The sequence below is a fragment of the Psychrobacter proteolyticus genome, assembly GCF_038155145.1.
Taxonomy (GTDB): domain Bacteria; phylum Pseudomonadota; class Gammaproteobacteria; order Pseudomonadales; family Moraxellaceae; genus Psychrobacter; species Psychrobacter proteolyticus_B.
In genome coordinates, this window is record NZ_JBAKAY010000009.1 from 138,535 (window position 1) to 153,232 (window position 14,698).

Sequence of the window (14,698 nt, forward strand, 5' to 3'; positions counted from 1 at the left end):
AACGACTAATATGAGCTGGTTACAGCAGTTATCTTGTGCTTGGCAAAAGACGCAATTGCAGCGTCCAGAGCTGGTCTCAATGTTTACGACACCTTCGGCTGAGCAGTGGGTGGCGATTGATTGCGAGATGACAGGACTGAACCCCAAGAAGCATCACCTGCTGTCTGTAGCAGCGATACATATTAATGGCAATATCATCGACACGGGTAATGGCATGCATTTGGTTTGCAGACCTCCTGTAATGCCAGACCGCGACACCATTGTCATTCATGGCCTGCGTACCGCCGACGTTGAACATGGCATGAGTTACGATGATATGTTGGCACTGCTGCTACCATTCATAGGTAATCGACCCATTGTTGGATTCTGCACACAGCTAGACATGGCTTTTTTGAATCCATTGGTCAAACGCTATATGGGAACCTCGCTACCAAACGAAGTCATAGATTTGCGTCATCTGTACAGTCGGCGTATCAGTGGTCACACACAAGGGCTTTCTGGACAAGCCCAACATCTGAATCGCATATTAGCCCATTACAATATTCCTGAACTGGGAGCGCATGATGCTTATAACGATGCTGTTATGACCGCAATGGCTTTTTTGCATGTGCGTTAGCAGCAAATCATACTCTTAGTTCAATCTATAGTTAGCGTTAGTTATCTAAATAAGGGCGTCATTATCGCTAGGGCGTGTCCTCATTTTGAAAATGATGATAAAAATGAGATAAATGGCAGCCAAATAAGGAAGATAGTACAGATAATATCGAGATATTAGCTAGCTACTTGACACAGTTCGGCAAAGATTTGGCCATTTTTAGCCCATTTAGAGTTTACTGTTCAGATTGAGGACACATCCTAAAATTGTGCTCCTGACATCGTGTGTGAAAACAGCAACTCATGTTACCATAGGCTGTTTTTGCCACCTGATGAAAGATGCTCATGCGATACCCTTCTAAACGCCATCATTACTCTACTGCTGCAACCAAAACCACCACGCTTTGCCGTCATTTGCGACCGCTGAACCAACCTAGTAAACGTCTATCTAGGTTAGCGTTATTGGCAGCAGTTATAGTCGCACCGATACATGCACAAGCCGTGTTGCCAGCAGCCATTCAAAAAGCCTTGGCACGTGCCGACCTAACAGAAGCGGATATCAGCATCGTGATTACACCTGTGGGTGAAAAAACTGCCAGCCGTCTGCCGACTCCTATTCAAGTCATTGATAGTGATGAACCTGACAGCCAATCTGCATCTACTATAGTATCTGAGCATCCAGTTACAAACGCCTCTACGGATACAGTTAGCAGCGACCCGAGCCATCAGAGCACCTTAGTTACCATAGAGCAGCGCACCATTGAGAAACATGAGCAAAAAATACATGCCTATACTGATGACCCTTATACTTATCAGAGCGTAGAGAGCATTCCAACGGTTATTCCTGATGAATCTCAGCATACGCTTGATCAGAACGCCAAAGCTCAAGACACCGCTAGCAATAATAAAACCTCTATAAAAATCTCATTTTCGCCTTTGCTAAATCATCAGTCCGACATCTCTCGCACGCCTGCCAGCACCATGAAGCTCGTGCCCAGTTTTATCGCGTTAGACACGTTAGGGGCGGATTTTGTGTGGCATACGCGGGTGTATCATACTGGCCTTATCATCGGTAACCGTCTACATGGTGACTTGATTATTCAAGGAAGTGGCGACCCAAAAATGACCCACGAGCGCTTAAAACAGTTACTGTATAAAGTGCAAGCATCAGGTATTCGTCATATCGATGGTGACATCATCATTGACAGCGCAGTTTTTAATAATGTTAGTAAAGATCCTGCCGCCTTCGACAACTCACCGCTACGCCCCTATAACGCTAGCCCTGATGGGTTTCTGGTTAACTTTAGCACCATTGGTATCAAAACTTACCCTCAAGATAACGGCCAAGCAAGCGTGACTTATAAACCGCGGTTAGCAGATTATCAACTGCCTGCTACAATCAATACCCGTGCAGCCAGTTGTGGGCAAGCAAGCTATAGCCTAGCGCCGCAGTGGCAAAACACGCAGCTTGTGTTAAATGCCAGTCTGCCAGAGAGCTGCGGCGAGCATATCTTTTATGTAGCATATCCCAATGCCAAAGAGTTTGCGGCACACGTCATCGCTGCCAAATGGCAAGCGTTGGGGAATACTTTGAGTGGGCAGGTAATCTCGCAAGAAACCCCTTACGAGATTACCAAGACCACGAAACGAGCACACGGACTTACGGCTATCGCGATGTCACCTCTACCTATGGTCAGCTATCCGTCGTTAAATTTAACCGAGCAGATTCATGACATTAACCATTTCTCAAACAATGTCATGGCTGAGCAAGTGGCGCTATCTATAGGTGCTTACGATAAAGGAAGGCTGACTCAAGCAGGACCTGCTAGCACAACTGCGACTAGTCCAAGTAGTCATGAAGTCAAAGCTAGTAATGAGATGGATAATAAAGTAGCGGCTGTTAAATCTAGTGGCAAAAAGGCTAATAGCTTATATCAGTTTGGCAAACCTGCTACGACAGACTATCCAGCAGCCTTACAAACCATCAATCAATGGTGGCAAACCAATCTCAGTACACCGCCGCCTCACTTGACCAATGGCTCAGGACTTTGCCGTGAGTGTACTATCACCGCCGCCAACCTAAGCGAGCTCCTGACTTATGCTTATAGTCGACCAAATTTTGAAGCCTATGTCGACTCGTTAGGGGTCGCTGGGGTTAGTGGCACTATTGCCGCCCACAGCGATCGCTTGCCTGAATCAGCAGCAACTGGTCGTGCATGGATAAAAACTGGCACGTTAAATAACGTCACCTCAATGGCAGGTTATGTCAAAGGACTGTCAGGACAGGATTACGTTGTCGTCGGTATAATCAATACTGAGCAAGCATTAAATCCTTATGCAGCAAGGCCTGTGTTAGATGCCATGCTCGACTGGACGGCCCAGCGTTGATATTTAACGTTTTAAAGCAATGTATTATCAATACTCTATTTTTTACCTTTATAAAGGTTAGCTTATGTCACGCCAGACAACCAGTCTCAACAAAGCTCAGACGCTTATACAAGTGCAGCCTAAACTGGCTCGATATGTCGGTTTTTTTGCGATTGGATACACGCTCGCTAGTACCATATTTATGATGATACAGACCAAACTTGCGCTCAACCCACAACTGGTCATGGTGGTTTCTATTATCGTGGGTGCTTATATCGTTGTCAGTAAATTCATCAAACATCAGAAGCGAGCATTAGCGCGAGATGAGATTAATAAGTTGATGTTTGGTGGGGTTGTGATTGTCTGGATGCTAACTGTCATTTATTTTTCAGCCATTTGGTTTTGGCTATTTGATACGATAAGCCGTGAGGTATTGTTTGAGATGGCGATGCAACGTCCACTGCCCCTGCTTTCATCATTAATGCTAATGCTGGTTCTCACTCTAGTCAGTGCGCGAATCAGTCTATGGTCTATCAATCGATTATTAGACCCTATACGCAAATCAACGTAAGTACAAACCATCATCTACAAGGTGCTACAAAGTTTTCCCCTGCTAATGCGTAAAATCCGTTAGGCTAAGTTTAGGGCGTGTCATTATTTTAAGAATAGTATTAAAAATGAGCCAAAGTAAGGCGCGCCCTAGTAAGTAAAGTTTTAGCGATGACTTGTTTTACCTTTATAATAGGAGCGAACATTATGGACATGATCTTTTTTGACAACATAGACAAGCTTGGTCGTATTGTTTTGACGACTGTTATGGTTTACGTGTTGATCGTGACAGTCACCAAAGTCTCTGGCAAACGCTCAACGTCACAGCTCAATAACTTCGATTGGATCGTGACGGTCATGATCGGCTCGTTGGGTGCCAGTACAATTCTACTCAAGGACATTCCCTTTGTTGAAGGGGTATCGTCTATTTTAGTGTTGTACCTATTGCAATTTGTGGTGACCAAATATGCGGCTATTTCACCGCAATTTAGTAACTTTATTTTATCAGAGCCGCGTATCGTTTTTTATCAGGGGCAGTTTTTGCCAGACGCCATGCGTGATGAGCGTTTGACGCGTCAAGAAATCGAGTGTGCCATGCGTTCTGAAGGGATTAATAGTTTTGATGATGTCGAGGCTATTGTTTTTGAGTCTGATGCAAAATTGACTGTCATTCCAAAGCCAAGCCAAGCGGACGATCAAAGCGCAAGTAGCAACGTATCAGAGACGATTAACCCTCTGATGTAAATTGCAGACAATAAAGAACGAACGATACAACTATTAAGAACACACCCTAGTAAGCTTGAATTCAATTATCGAGATGGTAAGCATTATGAAAGTAAGGATTTTGACCGTTGGCAATAAAATGCCTAGCTGGGTACAGACGGGTTTTGACGAATATTACAAACGCATTCAACCGATGCTAAGCACAGAAATTGTCGAGATTGCGGCAGCCAAGCGGGCAAAAAACCCTTCAGATGCCAATTTGGCACAGTACCGTGAGCAAGAAGGTCAGGCCATATTAGCCGCTCATAATGCATCAAGCCGAGAGCAATTGTGGGTACTAGATGTCAAAGGCAAGATGATTTCGACCGAAGGACTGGCCGATAAGCTCGCTGATGGCATGCTACAAGGCGATGATATTGCCTTAGTCATCGGCGGTGCAGATGGAGTGTCGCCAGAAGTATTAGCAAATGCTGATGCAAAATTATCACTATCAGCACTGACACTGCCGCATCCGCTAGTGCGCGTCGTACTTATGGAGCAATTGTATCGCGCGATGAGTATCAACAACAACCACCCTTATCACCGTGGTAATTAAATACTAAGCTATTTTTTTGATTTAAAACATTGACCCTAAAGTAGATTGAAAAACTGGCGCACGCCCTAATAAATGCAACATGAAATATCCAAAACGTGCGACACCCAACGCCTCTAAGCCAGCTCATCAACGTGATGACCATCATAGTGTGCAGACGCCTATCACAGCGGCTGCCGCATGGGAAAATACGTCTGATGTAGCGACGAATACATCTAAGCTACCAGCGCTCTTTATTTCGCATGGCGCGCCTACGCTTGCAATTGAGCAGTCTGCGACGACCAGTGCACTGGCACGTATCGGTCAAAACTTACCTAAGCCACGAGCCATCGTCATTATGTCAGCGCATTGGCAGTCAGCAAAGCTAGAGATTAGCAGTAATCCGCAGCCAAAGACGTGGCATGACTTTTCAGGATTTTCGCCTGAACTTTACGACATTCAGTACCCTGCTATAGGCCAGCCAGCACTGGCTGAGACACTTGCGCAGCAGCTGACCGCACGTGGTATTACTTGTAGTGTCAATCCAGTGCGTGCCTGTGATCATGGTGTGTGGGCGCCGCTCAGACATTTGTATCCAGAAGCCGATGTACCTATCGTACAGATATCACTGCCGCAGCATTACGACAGTGTTGCCTGCTATCAGTTAGGCGCGCAGTTAGCACATCTGCGTGATGAGCAAATTCTCGTCATTGGCTCAGGTAACATTACGCATAATTTGCAAGCATTGCGCTGGGAAGCTGACAGCATCGATCAAGCAGCCAAAACGTTTAAGCAATGGTTGTTACAGCAGCTCAAAATAGACATTCCCACGGCGCTCGACTGGCAGCAATATCCAGACTACAAGGACATTCATCCAAGTGATGAGCACTTGCTACCGTTGTTTTTTGCATTAGGTACTGGTCAGCGCGTCTCTGTCGTTCATCAAAGTATGGCCCATCATAGTTTGGGTATGGATATTTATCGCTTTGATTAAGTGCTATCAATCCAAACTATAGCTTAACCCTACTTCTCAAAAGCGTGTTTGGTAAATAAACCTGCGCGCTCCATCTCACCTGCCACGCTGAATAATGTCGCTTCATCATTCATACGCCCGATTAATTGCATGCCAATCGGTAGGCCGTTTTTGCTCATACCGACGGGTACTGACATCGCGGGTAACCCTGTAACATTACCCAATAGTGTAAAGCCCATCTTACCTAATACAGGGGCACTGAGCTTTTCTATCATGCCTGAGCTAAAGGCATATCTACCCATATTGAAGCCCTTGTTAAGCACCTCAGCGCTACGCATCATCATCTCATCTATACGACTGGGCGGTAGCACACCATGCTTTACCGCAGGCGTGGGCACAGTCGGGCACAAAATCATATCGTAGTCTTCTAGCAGTAGACCCGTCTGATACTGGCTATGATGCCAGCCATGTTTGGCATGTGCCAAATCAACCGCTGACAATGAGCGCCCAAGCAGTGCCATATTATAAGTTTGTGGCTCTAGGTGTTTGACGTGGTCAACCCCAAACTCACGCTCGATATTATCAATCGTAAAAGCCGTATGCGCGCAGACCACAACGATAAAGTCATGCCAAAACTGCTCGATATTGATGTTTGGCTCAGCTGGTACTACTTCATGCCCCATAGACTCTAATTGCTTAGCCGTTTGCTCAAGTACTGCCAGCACTTCTTTGTCCACTGTCGTATTGGCTATCAAAGGCTGCTGATGCAAAGCGATTTTTAGCTTTCGCGGTGCACGCATTGCCGCTTGTAGAAAGGTGCCGTCGGGCGGAGCAATAACGTAAGGGGCGCCAATCTCTGCTCCACTAGTGGCATCTAGCATCGCCGCACTATCGCGCACTGATCGCGTAATCACATGGTCAGCCACTGCCCCCTCCCAGCCTTCACCAAGATTAGGACCCATTGGATTACGTCCGCGACTTGGCTTTAACCCAAACGTACCACACCAAGCAGATGGGAAACGTATCGAGCCGCCACCATCACCGCCGCCTGCCATCGGTACAATACCGCTCGCCACTGCTGCTGCACTACCACCTGACGATCCGCCAGAGCTATAGCCTTTTTTGAAAGGATTATGAGTAGCGCCATGCGCTTTTGGCTCAGTCGTGATAATCAAGCCAAACTCAGGGGTGTTAGTCTTGCCAAAGGTATTAACGCCTGTCGCTTTCATCCGTTTGACGATTTCGCTGTCTTTTTCTGAAATGATATTGACGCTGCGACTGCCCATCGTAATCGGCTCGTCGGCGAAGCTAAATGACAAATCTTTTAGCAAATACGGTACGCCAGTAAATACACCTGAAGGCAAACCCGCCTGCGCAGCATTATAAGCACGCTCATCAAAACGATGCACAATAGCATTTAATTTAGGATTGATTTGATTGGCTTGATGGACAGCAGCATCTAGCAATTCCTTTGCGCTGACCTCACCTGAATTGACCAATGCCGCTAAGGCGAGCCCATCATACTGAGTATATTCTTTAAACATAACTGACCTTCCTTGGAGAGTAATTTTATTAAGACTATGTAGCACTCATATTTTCTAAAACTGATGACTATTTTTTCATAAACTCCTGTCAGTTTAGTATAAAAAACCACGCCTGATATTTGATAAACGGACTCGTTAGTCATCTGGCTTGTTTTGGCAACTAATGAGTTAATATGAGAATCTACTCTTCGCGCCCTAGAACGTATTTAATAGTAAAAGCTTACTTCTAAACCTACAATTTATGAAAGTATTATCAAGTTTTTTCCATAAAAAAACGAGCCATTCTCATGACTCGCTTTTTCGTTATCAACTTAAGAATTAGTACTACATTAATAGTTCACGCTTGCCACTTTTGCCCATCGAGCTAACCAATCCAGCTTCTTCCATAGAATCAACAATACGCGCGGCACGGTTATAGCCGATGCTAAATTTACGCTGAATACTTGAGGCAGACACCTTACGTGTTTCCATGATAAAGGCCACGGCATCATTATATAAATCATCATCTTCACCAGAAGCATTGGCTGTACTACCACCGCCTGGGCTAGACAATTCAAAGTTGCCTGCCATATTATCAATATAGTCAGGGGCGCCGCGCTCACGCCACGCATCACAGACACGGTTAACTTCTTCGTCACTAACGTAGGCACCATGTACACGGTCCGGCTCAATCTGCCCTGGCCCCAAGAACAACATATCACCGTTACCCAGCATGTCCTCTGCACCGCCACTATCCAGAATCGTGCGTGAATCGACTTTTGAGTTGACTCGTAGTGCAGCGCGCACTGGGATGTTGGCTTTAATCAGGCCCGTAATAACATCGACTGATGGACGCTGAGTTGCTAGCATTAAGTGAATACCCGCAGCACGTGATTTTTGCGCTAAACGTGTGATGAGCTCTTCGGCTTGTTTACCGACCTGCATAATCATATCGGCGAACTCATCCGCGACAATGACAATCATTGGTAGTGTTTTTAGCTTAGGTGCTTGGCTAATACTTACGCTGTCATTTGGTCGCCATAGAGGGTCAAGCATAGGATTGCCTGATTTCTCCGCCGCGATGACCTTCTTGTTGAACTCATTGAGCTTACGAACTTTTAGCAAACTCATCAGTTGATAACGGCGCTCCATCTCAGCCACACACCATGACAAGCTACTAGCGGCTTCCGTCATATCGGTGACTACTGGCGTTAGCAAATGCGGAATATCATTATAGTTAGCAAGCTCTAACTGCTTTGGATCAATCAAAATAAGGCGCAGCTCATTGGGCGTATATTTGAGTAGCATCGATAGTAGCATCGAGTTGACCAATACTGATTTACCAGAGCCTGTGGTACCAGCGACTAGCATATGCGGCGCACGTGCAAGATCGGTAATGATTGGGTTACCACCGATGTCTTTGCCCATCGCCATGCTAATCTGCGCTTTCGGGTCTTTGAACGTTTCGGTGTTGAGCAGTTCAATCAAGCGTACCATTTCACGTTTCTTGTTCGGCACTTCGATACCAATGTACGGTTTACCCGGAATTACTTCTACCACACGCAAAGAAGCCATCGATAGTGAACGCGCTAAATCACGCGAAATACCTGTTACCTTACTAGCCTTCACCCCAGCAGCCAGCTCTACTTCGAAACGGGTGACGACAGGCCCAGGAATAGCATTAACCACAGAGGCTTTTACATTAAATTCTTGTAGTTTAATTTCTAGCAATTCAGACAGCTTTTCAAGCTCAGCCACAGTGTAGCTAGGCTTGCGGTCAGGATCAGGCTTATCCAATATAGACACTTCTGGAATAGGTGTCAGGCTGCTGCGATAAGCTGCCGTTTGCATTGAGCGTGACTTTTGACTAAAAGCTGCGTCATCACTAATATGCGGCATGACCGGTACATTGGTGTCGTCATCATTATCGTCCTCTGGCATCATATCAGTGATATGGTTGCTACTATCGCCCTCTGGGACAGCAAAACTAACAGATGGTTGCGCGGGCGTTTTAGGCTCAGACTGTACATTGGAGACTGGGCTAGTTACTTCCACCGTTGGCGCTGCTTTTGGATTGGCAGGAGGCGTATTGGTTGGTGTCATGTCTGAAACGTCTGGCACATCTGACAATGCAGGCTCAGTCTCTACTGTTACCGGAGCGACTTCAGGCTCAGAGACTATTGACGCATTATTAGTCTGTGGCAACTCTACAGGCGTATCAGACAGTTGATTGGCTGAATCCTGTGCAAAGCTAATAGGCTCTTCTACGATAGGTTCTGGCGTCTTCTCTGGTACGATTGGCTCAGCTACGACAGTTTCCCGAACAGGCTTAGAGTATTCAGACGTTTCTACAACAGATTCTGTAGGTTCTGATATGTCAGCATGCTCTGCCAACCATGCTTCTGCTAATTTATCTACTTCCGCAGTCTCATGTGTCATAGAGATTTTAGGCTCAGCAGGTTCAATGAGTGGCTGACTGGCTAAATCGCTATGCACTGACTCATCAACTGATGGCTGAGCTAGTGGTTCTTTATCATGTATACCTGGTTGAGCAACCACTTCCGTTATGGTAGTTACTGCAGTAGCAGGTACGGCTTTCTCTAACGATGCCGTGGTACTAGTACCCGTTTGGGAATAGTTAGGTACAGGCATAGCGGAGCTGCTCATGCCGCTGGCACTGTAAGCCATCTGCTCACTTGCGAGTAAATCATCGACCGTACTGGCATCATTCCACGCAAAACTTGGCTCAACTTTGCGAGCAATAGGTGCAGTCAAGTTTGAGGCTAATGGCTGGACTGTATTATTAACCGTATTATCAGTAGAGTTATTAAGCGAGCCTGTATCGGTATCTACCTGCTCACCTTTTGAGCTATTAGGTGTCGCCGCTGCTTTTGCTGCGATGACAGAGGCTTTGACACTATCTGCCAATCCTGATGTTGCCAAAAAGTCTGACAATACACTACCGAAACGTCCACTACTGCTGACGTCTTGAGCACCGCTAGTATTTTCCGCAGACTGCAACTCAAGTGGCAGCTGCTCATGCTCTACTTTTTTATCTACCGACTCATCTAAGTTTTGGCTATCATCTTGTGATGCAATGCTCGGTTCAGTAGCGTCGATAGCATCCTGACTTTTTACACCTGAACCAAGCCACGACAGCGCACGAACCTTTTGATATATCGTCATCCAATGGATGTTAAAGGCAAACGTAGCGGTAATCACAACGAATACTGCTAAGAAAACCACACTCCCCCACTGCGATAGTAGCTGTGCCAAACGCGCCTGCAATTCTAGCCCGATGATACCACCAGCGACGCCTTCGAGACCGATTGCGTCAGGATTCGTGACTTGTTGGACTAAAGAGACCAATTGTGCAAATAATGCGCTAGCACTTAATAGTAAAAACACATAAGCGACCAATCGCATGAGCCAAAAAGTTGGCTTGTTTTCCCACCAAATCAAGATAGATTCATAAACCACAAATGCCAAAAACCACCAAGCACCAAACCCAAAAAAGCTATAAAGCAAATCGGATAACCATGCACCTGCCTCGCCGCCCATGTTATTAATCGTGGTCATGTCACTACTGATGTGCGACCAGCTAGGATCGTTGCCTGTATAAGTCATCAAAATGACAAACAGATAAACGGCCAGTATTAACCCAAGGAGGGTAAACATTCCCTTTTTTAAATACTCAATAAGCGGTGCTGATATCACGTAAGATCTGCCTTGTTATTAATACTAAATGGTCGCCAATGCATGACTAAGCCTAATCATGCTGACATAAAGTGTTGACATAAATGTACCGAGCGAAGTGTTTGTTTGGCATGTGCCGATCATAGAGCCTTGAAACAACCGTTATCGCTTGGCTCCTACTACACTTGGCATAACTTCTTATAATAACAAATACATAGGTGCAGTGGCGACAGTCTTCTCAAGAAAGCGTGTAAGAAAGTAAATCAGTAGACACTTTGCGTAAGAAAACAGCTGGTTAGCGAAACAATAGTGGCAAAATATGGCTAACTGTATTGCCTAAATTCTATAAACTAGTCTCTGTTTTTGCACTTATGTTCCAAAACTATTTATTCTTTGATTCTAATGATACCTGTGTTTGTTTTAGCAAACTTGCACTTTGTGCGCTGTGCCCTTATGTTATTATCACACAGCAATTAGAAGAAGCATATTCGTAGTCATTTTTGATATTCCTCTTTTATTATATTTATAACTTACATTTTTAATTCGTATATTTAGCAAGGAACAACTCATGGCAACTGACACTACTGCTCCACGTCACGAAAAACTCATTATTTTAGGCTCAGGTCCTGCTGGCTACTCTGCAGCAGTTTATGCAGCACGCGCTAACCTTAAGCCAGTTATGGTTACTGGCATGGAAGTCGGTGGACAGTTAACCACCACTACCGAAGTCGACAACTGGCCAGGCGATGCGCATGATTTGACAGGTCCTGCATTGATGGAACGTATGAAAGCACATGCTGAGCGTTTCGGTACTGAATTGGTCTACGATCACATCAACGAAGTAAACCTAAACGAGCGTCCTTTTCAATTGACAGGTAACAATGGTAGCTATACTTGTGATGCACTCATTATCTCAACTGGTGCCTCTGCACAGTACTTGGGACTAGAATCAGAAACCAAATTCAGAGGGCTTGGTGTATCAGCCTGCGCCACCTGTGATGGTTTCTTTTATAAAAACCAAAAAGTTGCGGTGATTGGTGGTGGTAATACAGCGGTTGAAGAAGCTTTGTACTTATCTAATATTGCGTCTGAAGTGACCTTAGTGCATCGCCGTGACAGCTTACGCTCTGAAAAAATCTTGCAAGACAAGCTATTTGAAAAAGCTAAGAATGGTAATGTCAAAATCGAATGGAACCACCAAGTAAAAGAAGTGGTCGGTGATGACATGGGCGTCAATGGTGTCGTTATTGAATCAATGATTGATGGTAGTACCAAACAACTAGACACAATGGGTATGTTTGTCGCTATTGGTCATAAGCCAAACACTGACTTGTTCAAAGATCAATTGGATATGAAAGATGGCTACCTGATCGTTAATAGCGGCCTGAATGGTAATGCTACTCAAACCAGTATTGAAGGTGTGTTTGCCGCAGGTGACGTAGCCGATCACGTTTACCGTCAAGCCATCACTTCTGCTGGTACGGGCTGTATGGCTGCGTTGGATGCTGAAAAGTACTTGGATGCACTGGGCGAAACTGTCGCTCGTGACCATACTTACGATTCAACCCTAACTGCAGATAAAGAAGCCTAAATGGGCAACTTTACTCAACAGCACGATAAATACATTGCGCCTGAGACTTTAAAAAGTCTTGGGCGTTATGACTTTCCTGATCCCATTTCTATCGATCCTGATGGTATTGGCATTGTCGCTATGGGCGGTGATCTGGCACCCGAAACGCTGATATCAGCCTATGCTCAGGGGCTATTTCCTTGGTTTAACGAAGATGAGCCTATTGCTTGGTGGTGTCCCGAGCCGCGTTGCGTGATTGTCCCCTCTGCCTATCAACCGAGCAAGTCTCTACGTAAGCAAGCAAATCGCGAACGTTGGCAAGTGACACTCAATCAAGCTTTTGACAATGTCATACATGCCTGTAGCTTACCGCGCAGTGATGGCCTTAATGACAATCATCCCGAAGGTGAGCATACTTGGATTCATGATGAGATGATCGAAGCTTATACCAAATTGCATGCGCAAGGCTTTGCTCATAGCATAGAAGTTTGGGATGAGGCAGGTCAACTGATTGGCGGATTGTACGGGTTAAAGATAAACGGCATCTATTTTGGTGAATCAATGTTTCATCGAGCATCTAATGCGTCAAAGCTAGCGTTTTGGGGTCTGATGCGCCTATGTGAGCAAAGTGATGTCGCACTCGTTGACTGTCAGCTACCGAACGATCATTTGATGAGTTTAGGTGCGACTACTTTACCGCGTGCTGATTTCCTAGCTCAGTTAGACAACTTGATAGGCAGCCAGTCTGTGCCATGGCAAAAGCACTCTCATAAACCGTTATCCGTATCGCTACTGGATAGCGATACGCCGTGGCAACTAGAGTTATGATTATCATAGCGAAAAAATAAGAGGTTATTATGGCACTTGATACATCGTTTCTATTGATTGGAGAGCTAGCAGCAAAGGCCAATACGACCAAAGATACGGTTCGCCATTACGAGCAATTAGGCCTACTAAAATCTCGCAAGCGTCAGGCAGGCTCACGTTTATATACCGAATTTCATCCAGAGTGTATCGAACGCATAGAGCTGATCAAAAGTGCGCAAGCTATTGGCTTCACCCTTACTGAAATCAAAAACAGCTTAAATGATTATTATGATGGTCACTTGGATATTGATTCGCAGCTTTTACTCACTCAGCAAAAATTAGAACAAGTTAAAAAACAACAAGCTAATATCAGCATAATGATTGAGCTACTGAGCGAACGCTTGGATATTTTAGGTCGAATGAAAGCAGATAGTGATTATCAGCTTGATGTAGAAGTCTGTAAAAAGAAAATCCCTTTACAATAAAGTTTAAATCTTAGTTAATTCTGCTTTTATATCATAGCTGTTATAGCCACTTTTATTATCGCCGCTTACTTTTTATTAAGCTTTACTCACTCCATTAAATATAAGTATGCTGCATGATTAATGCATCGACTGCTGGTTTATGTGGCATTTTATAATATCCTTTGCGTCTATGAATGACGCTAAATGCTTGTTGCTCGTATAACGCTATCGCCGCTTTATTATCTGCACGTACTTCTAACAAAAGACTTTCGACTTGATTAAGCTGTAACAGCTCATGCAGTTTATTCAATACCTGCGAAGCAATGCCTTGTCGTTGGTGCTCTGGATCAGTTCCGACACGTAACACCTCTGCTTGCTCAAAAGTCGTTTGATATAAGCAATAGCCAACTATCTCACGATGAGAGACGCTCTCTTCTTTGGCTTGATCGTAAGCAATCAGCAGACTAATACTGTCCTGCTCAAGCAACTCAGTCAATGTTTTCTGATTCCAAGCATCATTTGGTTGCACCATCGCTTCTATACTAGCGACAGTTTGAATGACGTGTAAGAACTCTACTGCATTCGTTGGTAATACTTCTATCGCAAACATGACGTTCCTTTTACGCTTATTGTTAGGCTGTCTTTATTATTATATTACGCTTAAATAATACATGTAGAGCTTGCCACACGCTTATTCATGTAGTCCTGTACTTATACAATCAACATTTCCTAATAAAAAAAGGCCACCCTAGATAGGATGGCCTTTTTTATGACTAACTCATAAGCTCATTGCTGAGACTTAATGATTAGTTCAATACGTTAGCAACAACACCAGCGCCTACAGTACGGCCGCCTTCACGA

Annotated in this window: 12 protein-coding genes; 9 read left to right on the plus strand and 3 right to left on the minus strand. The window is 44.9% G+C overall.

Features of this window, described 5'->3' with window-relative positions; genetic code table 11:
• Window positions 1-10 precede the first annotated feature (10 nt).
• The 6 genes from V6252_RS11925 to V6252_RS11950 all read left to right on the plus strand — a co-directional run bounded on the left by V6252_RS11925 (window position 11) and on the right by V6252_RS11950 (window position 5,798).
• The gene (locus V6252_RS11925) at window positions 11-616 is read left to right on the plus strand and encodes a 3'-5' exonuclease (RefSeq protein ID WP_341610571.1); all 606 of its coding nucleotides are present in this window, start codon (window positions 11-13) and stop codon (window positions 614-616) included.
• A 323-nt stretch (window positions 617-939) separates the two neighbouring features.
• Window positions 940-2,982, plus strand: a complete 2,043-nt coding sequence (locus tag V6252_RS11930; RefSeq protein WP_341610572.1) for a D-alanyl-D-alanine carboxypeptidase/D-alanyl-D-alanine-endopeptidase — start codon at window positions 940-942, stop codon at window positions 2,980-2,982.
• Window positions 2,983-3,046: 64 nt separating this feature from the next.
• Entirely contained in the window at window positions 3,047-3,532 is a 486-nt protein-coding gene (locus V6252_RS11935; protein ID WP_341610573.1) for an ABZJ_00895 family protein, read from the plus strand.
• 185 nt (window positions 3,533-3,717) lie between these two features.
• A complete protein-coding gene (locus V6252_RS11940) occupies window positions 3,718-4,254 on the plus strand; it encodes a DUF421 domain-containing protein (RefSeq protein WP_341610574.1) in 537 nt (178 codons plus the stop codon).
• Between the two features lie 85 nt (window positions 4,255-4,339).
• A complete protein-coding gene (gene rlmH / locus V6252_RS11945; RefSeq protein ID WP_341610575.1) occupies window positions 4,340-4,828 on the plus strand; it encodes a 23S rRNA (pseudouridine(1915)-N(3))-methyltransferase RlmH in 489 nt (162 codons plus the stop codon).
• A gap of 79 nt (window positions 4,829-4,907) precedes the next feature.
• Window positions 4,908-5,798: a class III extradiol ring-cleavage dioxygenase gene (locus V6252_RS11950; RefSeq protein WP_341610576.1), complete on the plus strand. Its 891-nt coding sequence runs from the start codon at window positions 4,908-4,910 to the stop codon at window positions 5,796-5,798.
• 29 nt (window positions 5,799-5,827) lie between these two features.
• Here V6252_RS11950 and V6252_RS11955 read toward each other — a convergent pair whose 3' ends face one another.
• Window positions 5,828-7,321, minus strand: a complete 1,494-nt coding sequence (locus V6252_RS11955) for an amidase (RefSeq protein WP_341610577.1) — start codon at window positions 7,319-7,321, stop codon at window positions 5,828-5,830.
• A gap of 324 nt (window positions 7,322-7,645) precedes the next feature.
• Complete coding sequence (locus tag V6252_RS11960) at window positions 7,646-10,978, minus strand: DNA translocase FtsK (RefSeq protein ID WP_341610578.1); 3,333 nt, start codon at window positions 10,976-10,978, stop codon at window positions 7,646-7,648.
• A 586-nt stretch (window positions 10,979-11,564) separates the two neighbouring features.
• Between V6252_RS11960 and trxB the strand changes: the two genes are divergently transcribed.
• From trxB to V6252_RS11975, 3 genes are read left to right on the plus strand one after another with little or no spacing between them, the layout of a single operon-like run.
• On the plus strand, window positions 11,565-12,587 hold the full coding sequence (gene trxB / locus V6252_RS11965) for a thioredoxin-disulfide reductase (RefSeq protein ID WP_296211177.1): 1,023 nt from the start codon (window positions 11,565-11,567) through the stop codon (window positions 12,585-12,587).
• On the plus strand, window positions 12,588-13,394 hold the full coding sequence (gene aat, locus V6252_RS11970) for a leucyl/phenylalanyl-tRNA--protein transferase (protein ID WP_341610579.1): 807 nt from the start codon (window positions 12,588-12,590) through the stop codon (window positions 13,392-13,394). It abuts the gene before it with no gap.
• Window positions 13,395-13,423: 29 nt separating this feature from the next.
• Entirely contained in the window at window positions 13,424-13,858 is a 435-nt protein-coding gene (locus V6252_RS11975) for a MerR family transcriptional regulator (RefSeq protein WP_341610580.1), read from the plus strand.
• Window positions 13,859-13,952: 94 nt separating this feature from the next.
• Here V6252_RS11975 and rimI read toward each other — a convergent pair whose 3' ends face one another.
• Window positions 13,953-14,447, minus strand: a complete 495-nt coding sequence (gene rimI, locus V6252_RS11980; protein ID WP_341610581.1) for a ribosomal protein S18-alanine N-acetyltransferase — start codon at window positions 14,445-14,447, stop codon at window positions 13,953-13,955.
• Between the last annotated feature and the right edge of the window lie 251 nt (window positions 14,448-14,698).